Raw genomic sequence first — 7,700 nt, forward strand, 5'->3', positions numbered from 1 at the left:
GGAGCCGGTACCGGAGCGGGTACCGGAGCGGGTGCAGGCAGCGGGCCACCAAACTCTGGGCCCTCCGGGGTGAACGTGGATCCACCGTTTCCGGGAGCTGCCGGAGGGGGAGCAGGGACGGTTCCGGGTGCCGGTTTCTGCGGATCAGGAGCAGGTGCTGGCACCGGAAATGGTGCAGAACTCGGTAGCGGTGCAGGCATGGGACCCGCTTCAGATTTTGGCCCGGGTTGTTTTCGTTCTTCGGCTTTGGCCTCGAGCTCTGCCCGCACAGCGGTGATGGCTGCTTTTATGCGTTCAGCCCGGTCGGCCCCGATGGAACCGGTTGCCGCTGCGGATTCCACCGTGGTGATGAGTTTTTCCAAGCCTTCCAAGGCCTCAGTGTAGTCTCTTTCGGCGGCCTGTAGCGTGACGTTCAGTACGCTGGCTTGTAGACGGGCGGCCGCGTCCGGCTCGTAGTCGGGAGTGGCTACGCATCCACTGAGCAGCGGCAGGCTTAGAGCGGCACCAGCAAGGAGGAACCAGGCCCTTCTGGTGTTTTTCATGGCCGGCCAACACTTTCCTGAAGTTCTTCCAGCCGGTTTCCCAGTTCTGCGGGTACTGCTGGGTAATCGACCGGAGCGCCACCGGTGTCCGGGAGCAGAGCGAGAGCCGTGGCAACCGTGAGGATGGCAATGGCCACAATCAACGCCACCATGGCCCATCTGGCAAGGCGGGGAACGCGGCGTTTACCCGGGATCGGCTCAGCACGATTCCGGTGGGTCTCATCTTCTTCAGGAAGATGCAGGCGTGATCCCGTCCAGCGGACATGGGGCCGTGACGCGTTGGCGCCCTCGACAGTAGTCATCGGCGAGGTGTGAGGGCGCGGGTTTGCCGAAGGCAAGCGGGTTGACGCGTCCTCGGAGCCGGGACGCGCAACGGTCCGAACCTTTTCTGTTGGAGCGGACGTTTCGGTGGCACGGTCAGCAATGTCTGTTTGGAGGCCGGCAACGGTGCATAGGGTTGCTGCAACTTCAGCCGCGCGGGGACGTGCTGCCGGCGCGCGATCGGTCATATTTGTGAGTAATTCGACCCACTCATGACCCAGGCGCGCCGGTATATGGGGTCGGCGGTGAAGACGCGCCGCCGCGGAAGGCACAGCTTCACCGGGGAAGGCCACCTCACCGGTGAGGCATTCGAGCAGCACCAGTGCCAGAGAGTAAACATCTGTGGCCGCGGTAAGCGCCCCTCCGCTGACCTGTTCCGGACTGAAATATACTGCTGTACCCGTGAACAGCCCGGTTTCGTCCGGCTGTCTGCGCTCGGCAAATCCTGCGACGCCGACGTCGGTGAGTTTTGGATGCGCAGACCGGTGGCGGTTGCCGGTTTCGCCGGTGCGGATATTGGCGGGTTTAACGTCACGGTGCACAATTCCGCGGTGGTGGATATGAGCCAGTGCGGTGGCTATGCCGACGCCTATGGTCGTAACTTCAGCTTCGCTTAACCGGTATTGGGCGTCCGAACCTGCCAGTGATCGAGCCCGATGCAGGTCCGGGCTTTCAAGGAGTTCCATGATTAGGTAGGCGCGCCGGTCGAGGGTGACCGTATCAATGCCTGCGTCGAAGACGGTCACCAAGTTCGGGTGGCTTAGCCCGGCCAGGAAGCGGACTTCATCGCTGATCTGTTCGGCTTCGTCATCACTATCGGGAGCCGTGCGAAAAAGCTTGATGGCCACATCCCTGCCAAGAACGTCGTCCCGGCCCCTGTATACGGCGGCCGTGCCGCCCTGCCCGATCAGGCCGCCCAGCCGGTACCGTCCGTCCAGAACCACTTCTGTTGCCGTTGAAGAAGAAATGTCCACTTTCATCAGTGGGCCTTATCCGCTCTCTTGGTGGTACGAGGCGTCAAGGTGAGGGCCAAGGCAGCCATGCCGAGACCCAGACCAAGATGCAGCCAGTTATCAGCGACGTTCACCGGCACGAAATTCGCGGCTGACCCACCGCCGATGAGAAAACCGTAAAGCGACAATAAGAGGTAAGTCACTCCGCCAAGCATCAGGTAGGTTCGGGCGGCGGACACCGTTTTTGCCAGAACAATGCCGCCCACGCCATAGAGCAGGTGGACAATGTTGTGCAGAACGGAGACCTGGAAGATGCCGAGGAGCATGGCTTCCGACTCGTGCCCGGCGAACTGCAGGGTTCCATAGTCGGTCGTGATGCCCGGAATAAATCCCAGGACACCGACGAGTACAAAAACGGCGCCGACGGCCAGCGAAGCCTTTTGTACGGCCGTGCGGTTGCTCTGCAGATGTCTTGACGTTGACACAGTGATGGTTTTCTCCTCTAATAATCCTTCCGGCAGGGTGAAAGGAAAGATCGCTGATGGGTGCGCTGTCCCGACTGGAAGGAGTCAGTCTGCCGCTTATGTTTGGTGAGAGCCGCTTGCAGCGGGCATGTAAGCCTCAATGGCGCTGGCCGGGACACGGAATGACCGTCCGAACTGGACAGAAGTCAGTTCACCTGCATGCATCTTGCGGTAAACAGTCATTTTGGACACGCGCAATGCGGCAGCGACTTCAGCCACCGTTAAGAGTTCGACGGCGTGGAACTTCTCATCCATTAGACGGTCCGCGGTCGGTGCTGATTAGTGCATGACAATATGTGGTTCATGGGATCCCCCCCATTTATACGGCCGTTAGGGCAGCTGCTTTACCCCGACCACTTCCTAAACAGTATTCGATGGGAACGCCCGACCGGATTGGTCAACGTGCACGGTCTTCCGGGATGAGTCGATGTGTACCCACGATATGGGTGTGGCACCCGCCCCGGGTTGGGATGGGTGCCACACTCGTTCCTTGAGGGGTGGGCTAGAGTAGTCCGCCCAGCAGATGTTGGCTTCTGGCTCGGTGAATGGGCCCGTGCAGTTCCGTGCAGGTATGGGGGAGTGCCTACAGCACTATGGTTTTGTTGTTCCGGCTGCTGTTGGAGACGTCGAGCAGTATTGCCAGGCGTTGCAGCGGCGTCTCGAGGGCTGTTTCCAGATCCGCCGCCGTGTGCTCGGATATGTAGTCGACGACTTCGCGGATATCGGTGCGGTCGCTGACGGTCGCGTGGACCGTTAGTTCGGGGGAGGATGCGGTTCCGCGTAGCACGGCGCCGCTGCGGACGACGCCGGGGAAAGCCTCGACCTGCTGGCTGATCGCTTCGGTGAGTACCTGCGGGTCGCATGTCGTCAGTCCATCTGCGCCGTCGGCGTGCAGGCGGAGCGGGCGGGCCTGATTCTTGCGCGGTATCTGCTTGACCAGCCAGAGGAGGGCAAGGATGGCGAGGATCATCCCTGCCGTGGCTATAACCGCAGGGATGGCGGGTGACTCGAAGACTGACTGAACTCCTGGCGTCACCACGGATTGCGTTGGGGCTGCAAGGGCGCCGGGAAGGCCAAGTGCCTGTCCGACCTTGTTGCCCAGTCCGCTCGCCAGCAGCAGTCCGGCGGTGCCGAGGAGCAGGGCGAGTATTCCGACAATGGCCAGCCAAGTGCGGTTGAATGATCCTACTCCCTGCCGCATGATCGGCTCCTTTCATGAGATGTTGTGGGCTCGGGACGCACATGTCGCCTAGTCATCGGTAGACCGAACATTGACGCCGACCTTGGGGTTCGTCATCGGGGCGGTTGACTGCAGCCGTTCGCTTACCGCATCGGCAACGCGCCTGCGCAGATCTCCGGGTTGACGCAGCGGCGAGGTGACCCGTAGATGGACACGTCTGCCTTTCGACGTGGCCTTGCTGGAGGTCACTCCGTCTATCTGGTCGGCATGAGCGGTCGCGAGACGGGTGAGGGCCCGGTTACTCAGCAGGACCTCAGTGACCCTGTCCCGATCCTCATGGCCGGCTTGCAGGCGTATCCCATTGAACTTTCCGGGGACCAGTGCGGTCAGCAACAGGCTTACACCGATCACGGCAAGTACGATGGCTGTGGCCCACAATCCGACGCTGTTCCAGGACAGCGACGTCAGCCACCGGGTGGCCGGGCTCAAATACCCCGGCCACGCACCGGTACTCAAGCGCTCGATGCTGATCCAGGCGGCGGCTGACCCGACGGCGAGCAGTATGATGGCGACGATGGAAGCCGCCAACGCCCGGCTGGGCCGCCGCCGAAGACTCTTTGAACGGGAAGTTTTGCTCATTCCAGCCTCCTCGTCCGCTGACCGGCCTCCCCGGCCAATAGCCATGAGATGTCGACGTCGACCTGCCGGACGTCGATGCCGGTTAACTCGCTCACCCGCGACTGGATACGCCGGCGCAGCTCTTCTCCGGTGCGCCGCAGCGGCACCGGGTACCGCACGCCCACAGTCAACTCAATAGTTGCCACCTGCCCGCTTAGCTGCGCCCTGGCCTTGGGGCGGGCGGACAACTCTGCGTGGTCTCCAACGCCCAGGAAGCCGCCGGAGGGGCCTCCCACGGCTTCAAGTTCCGCGGCAGCGCGGCTGGCAATCTTCTCGACCACTTTCCCGGCTATTTCCAACCGGCCGCGGGACTCGATGTCAGCATCAAGCTGACGCCTTTCAGAGCGTGTCTGCATGTCGCTCATGGCCTCACCGCCGGTCGTTTGAACGGCCGAACAGCGCCCCAACGTCGAGTTTGCCCTCGATGATCCGGCCGACGACCAAGCCAGCGGCACCCAGTAAGGCCACGATGAGGAAGGCGTCAAACCCTCCGAACACGGCCACCAGGCCAAGTATCAGCCCGGCCAGCAATCCCATGGCTGTTGCACTCATGGTTTGCTCCTTTCACTCGGGGCTGACCACCAGGCGGTGGGCAGCCCGGGATTACTCAAGCCGGTCACGGTCGGCGCTGTCGTCGTCGTTGTCTTCGGGCAGGTGGACATCCGTGACGCTGATGTTTACTTCGAGAACTTCCAGGCCGGTGGCGTGCTCCACGGACTGGATGACGTTGCGGCGGATCATTTTGCTGACGTCGACAATGGAAACACCGTTCTCTACGACGATGCTGACGTCGATGGCGGTCTGCCGTTCGCCCTTCTCGACGCTGACCCCGCCACTGGCGTTGGTCTGCGAGCCCGGGATACGTTCGGTGAGGCCGCTGAAGGCCCGTCGGGCCGCGCTTCCCATGGCATGGACTCCCGGCACTTCCCGTGTCGCGATGCCCGCCAGTTTCTGCACAACCGTCTCGGCGATAGTGGTATCGCCTTGCTCGGTCTGCAGGGGGCCGACCTTCTTGGGCTTTTCTTCGGGGGTACTGCGCTGCAGCTCCTCGCCGGTGGGAGGTACGGACGAGCGGCGTGAGGTATCAATTTGGTCCACCATGAAAATCTGCTCCTCAATGGGATATTGTTTCGGACACAGTTAAAGACGCGGCCGGGAAGCAATCCTCACGCGGCAAGTTGATTCTTTTTCACACTGCGGGGCCATTGCGGCGCCGATGAGTTGCCGCAGGGCGCGGATCAAGGAGCGGGGTGAGCCGATGGCAGGTGCTGATGACGGATCGGTGCAACCCCTGGTCGGACTCGACGAAATCACGGTCATCTCACGCGCCCAGGACGGCGACCTGGATGCTTTCGAACAACTTGTCGATGTCTACCAGGGAAGGATCTTCCGGCTCGCTTACAGGATGCTCAACAACAGGCCGGACGCCGAAGACATTGTTCAGGAAACCATGATCGCGGCGTGGCGGCAGCTTCCAGTGCTGGTGACCCCTGCCGCGTTCAGCGGATGGATTTACCGGGTCTGTACGAACGAGTGCCTGGATTTGCTTCGCCGGCGCAGATCCCACCAGGAAACGTCGTGGGGTGAAGGAGAGCAGGAGCCGCAATCAGCAAGGATGCGCAGCCCAGCGCCCGCGGTTGCTGCCGCTGATCCAGCAGCGACGGCTGAGATGTCCGCACAGATGGATGGATTGGCAGATGTGTTGGCAACGATAACCCCGGAGCAGCGGGCCTGTTGGTTGCTTCGGGAAATGCATGGACACTCGTATCAACGAATTGCCGAAATGCTTCAAATCAGCGAAGCGTCCGTGCGCGGCCGGATAGCCCGCGCCAGGGGCCAACTGGCCGAAGGGATGAACTCATGGCGCTAGAAGACGAAACCCCCCGCCTCGGATGCGGGCGGCGGATTGACGATCTGTGGGAGGTGATCGATCAGCCGCTCAACCCCCATGAAAAGTCGTGCCCTGACTGCCAACAGGCGAGGGTCGCGCTATACAACCTTGCCAGCGTCACCGAAGCAATGCGGCAACACGACCCCGGACAGGCAGCTCTTCAACCCTCCGGACGCGTCAAAGAAACCATCATGATGGTGGCCCGGGCCGAAGTCCGCCGTGGCCGCAGGATACAGCTGGCCAGGACAGAAGCGGGAACCATCCACATCAGCGCTCACGCCCTCGCCGCCCTCGCCCGCTTCGCAGCCGACACTCTGACGGGCGTGCGGGCCCGCAGGTGCAGCATCGATCCCTTTACCCCCGCCGCCCGGACCGGCGACGCAGTGGTCGAGTCATCGGACATCCGGATTACGTTAAAGGTGGCGGTGTCATCGGCGTTGAGTATTCCACCGACTATGGAGGCACTGCGTGAACGGGTGATCGCCGTCGTGAGCGCCCAGGTTGCCCTGAACTCAAGGCAAATCGATGTAATCGTGGAGGATTTGTACGATGTCTGAACAGCCCACGACCGGTCGTCCGGTCGACCATGAGACATTGGCGGAGATGCTGGAACAATCCCTATCGGAAATCCCCGGTGTGATTCGCTTGGAGCCGACCCTCAAGAGCACGATGACCCGGATACGGTCCGTCTCCCGCCGAGGCATGTCGAAGTGGACAAGCCCCGAGGCGGAAACTGCTTCCACCGGCCGTGACGGTATTCATATACGCATCGACAACCGCGTAGCGAACCTGACGATTGAGCTTGCCACCAATATTTCGCACAGCTCAGTAGAGACCGCCAAAGTGGCACAACAAGTTGCCGTCGAGACCATCAAGCGTGCCGGCCTGTTTCCCGGATCCGTCGATGTATCGATTCTGTCCATTGAAAGCCGGACACAGTAACGCGGAGAGCCTGCGCTGCCGCTATTTCCTGAAGGCGTCTTTGGTTTTCTCGCCCGCATCCTTGAGGTCTGCCTTGGATTGATCGTTCCTTCCTTCGGCCTTCAAATCCTCGTCGCCCTTCGCCTTGCCGGCTGCCTCTTTGGCCTTGCCGCCGGCTTTCTGTGCGGCGTTCTTGATCTTGTCGTCAGTACCCATGGTGTTTTCCTCCCTAACGATGGCTGTGCCCCGCTGAAACCTGCGGTGGGTGCACCAATTCTACGCGCGTCCCATCCAATTGGACCCTCCAGGGAGGGTTTGACTAATGCCGTCAATGCGGAACAATAACAAGCAGGCTTACTGTCGCGACCCGAGGGAGAGCATATGGGTAATGTCGTAGTTTTCGCGCCGTCCCCCGTCCTGTCTGTGACAGTGGAGGACCAGGACGGTACCGACGAGGTTCACGTGCATGCAGCGGGCCAGGGCGTCTGGCAGACCCGGATGCTGAGGGCGCTCGGTGCAGAGGTGACGATGTGTTCAGTGCTGGCCGGCGAAACCGGTGGGCTGCTGAAGTACCTGCTGGAGGACGAAGGAATCCGGATCCTCACGGTGGACGGCAGTGCGCGCAGCGGCGCCTATATCCACGACCGGCGCGGTGGTGACCGTGTCTCCATTGCCGAGAGCGGCGGCGAC

At 61.6% G+C, this 7,700-nt stretch carries 13 protein-coding genes and 1 pseudogene; 4 read left to right on the forward strand and 10 right to left on the reverse strand.

Annotated elements, in window-relative coordinates; all coding sequences use genetic code 11:
- From Y707_RS32115 to Y707_RS0106625, 9 genes are all read right to left on the reverse strand, one after another.
- The coding region (locus tag Y707_RS32115; RefSeq protein ID WP_051441720.1) for a hypothetical protein at window positions 1-542 on the reverse strand (542 nt) is incomplete at its 3' end.
- The gene (locus tag Y707_RS0106590; protein ID WP_162150180.1) at window positions 539-1,837 is read right to left on the reverse strand and encodes a serine/threonine-protein kinase; all 1,299 of its coding nucleotides are present in this window, start codon (window positions 1,835-1,837) and stop codon (window positions 539-541) included. The genes Y707_RS32115 and Y707_RS0106590, both read right to left, overlap by 4 nt.
- A gap of 5 nt (window positions 1,838-1,842) precedes the next feature.
- Window positions 1,843-2,301, reverse strand: a complete 459-nt coding sequence (locus Y707_RS0106595; protein WP_026534491.1) for a DUF4383 domain-containing protein — start codon at window positions 2,299-2,301, stop codon at window positions 1,843-1,845.
- A 96-nt stretch (window positions 2,302-2,397) separates the two neighbouring features.
- The gene (locus Y707_RS0106600) at window positions 2,398-2,595 is read right to left on the reverse strand and encodes a helix-turn-helix domain-containing protein (RefSeq protein WP_026534492.1); all 198 of its coding nucleotides are present in this window, start codon (window positions 2,593-2,595) and stop codon (window positions 2,398-2,400) included.
- A gap of 328 nt (window positions 2,596-2,923) precedes the next feature.
- Window positions 2,924-3,541 (reverse strand): hypothetical protein, encoded by a 618-nt coding sequence (locus Y707_RS0106605; protein WP_026534493.1) that lies wholly within the window; start codon window positions 3,539-3,541, stop codon window positions 2,924-2,926.
- 48 nt (window positions 3,542-3,589) lie between these two features.
- Window positions 3,590-4,159 (reverse strand): DUF6286 domain-containing protein, encoded by a 570-nt coding sequence (locus Y707_RS0106610; protein ID WP_026534494.1) that lies wholly within the window; start codon window positions 4,157-4,159, stop codon window positions 3,590-3,592.
- Window positions 4,156-4,563 carry an Asp23/Gls24 family envelope stress response protein gene (locus tag Y707_RS0106615; RefSeq protein ID WP_051441721.1) on the reverse strand — a complete coding sequence of 136 codons (408 nt, stop codon included), beginning with the start codon at window positions 4,561-4,563 and terminating at the stop codon, window positions 4,156-4,158. Before Y707_RS0106615 ends, Y707_RS0106610 begins: the two co-directional genes overlap by 4 nt.
- 4 nt (window positions 4,564-4,567) lie before the next feature.
- Entirely contained in the window at window positions 4,568-4,750 is a 183-nt protein-coding gene (locus tag Y707_RS0106620; RefSeq protein WP_026534496.1) for a hypothetical protein, read from the reverse strand.
- Between the two features lie 51 nt (window positions 4,751-4,801).
- Window positions 4,802-5,299, reverse strand: a complete 498-nt coding sequence (locus Y707_RS0106625; RefSeq protein WP_026534497.1) for an Asp23/Gls24 family envelope stress response protein — start codon at window positions 5,297-5,299, stop codon at window positions 4,802-4,804.
- A 157-nt stretch (window positions 5,300-5,456) separates the two neighbouring features.
- Here Y707_RS0106625 and Y707_RS0106630 point away from each other — a divergent pair, with 157 nt between their 5' ends.
- From Y707_RS0106630 to Y707_RS0106640, 3 genes are read left to right on the forward strand one after another with little or no spacing between them, the layout of a single operon-like run.
- Complete coding sequence (locus tag Y707_RS0106630) at window positions 5,457-6,068, forward strand: RNA polymerase sigma factor (RefSeq protein ID WP_051441722.1); 612 nt, start codon at window positions 5,457-5,459, stop codon at window positions 6,066-6,068.
- Entirely contained in the window at window positions 6,059-6,646 is a 588-nt protein-coding gene (locus tag Y707_RS0106635) for a hypothetical protein (protein WP_026534499.1), read from the forward strand. The genes Y707_RS0106630 and Y707_RS0106635 overlap by 10 nt, the downstream gene beginning before the upstream one ends.
- Window positions 6,639-7,031, forward strand: coding sequence for a hypothetical protein (locus Y707_RS0106640; protein WP_026534500.1), 393 nt, complete (start codon window positions 6,639-6,641; stop codon window positions 7,029-7,031). Before Y707_RS0106635 ends, Y707_RS0106640 begins: the two co-directional genes overlap by 8 nt.
- A gap of 21 nt (window positions 7,032-7,052) precedes the next feature.
- Here Y707_RS0106640 and Y707_RS24035 read toward each other — a convergent pair whose 3' ends face one another.
- Complete coding sequence (locus Y707_RS24035; RefSeq protein ID WP_035780646.1) at window positions 7,053-7,226, reverse strand: CsbD family protein; 174 nt, start codon at window positions 7,224-7,226, stop codon at window positions 7,053-7,055.
- 165 nt (window positions 7,227-7,391) lie between these two features.
- On the opposite strand from Y707_RS24035, the pseudogene Y707_RS31295 reads away from it, so the two are divergent.
- Window positions 7,392-7,700, forward strand: a pseudogene (locus tag Y707_RS31295) (phosphofructokinase); the annotation flags it as partial.

The sequence above is a fragment of the Arthrobacter sp. H14 genome (assembly GCF_000520495.1).
Taxonomy (GTDB): Bacteria; Actinomycetota; Actinomycetes; order Actinomycetales; family Micrococcaceae; genus Arthrobacter_C.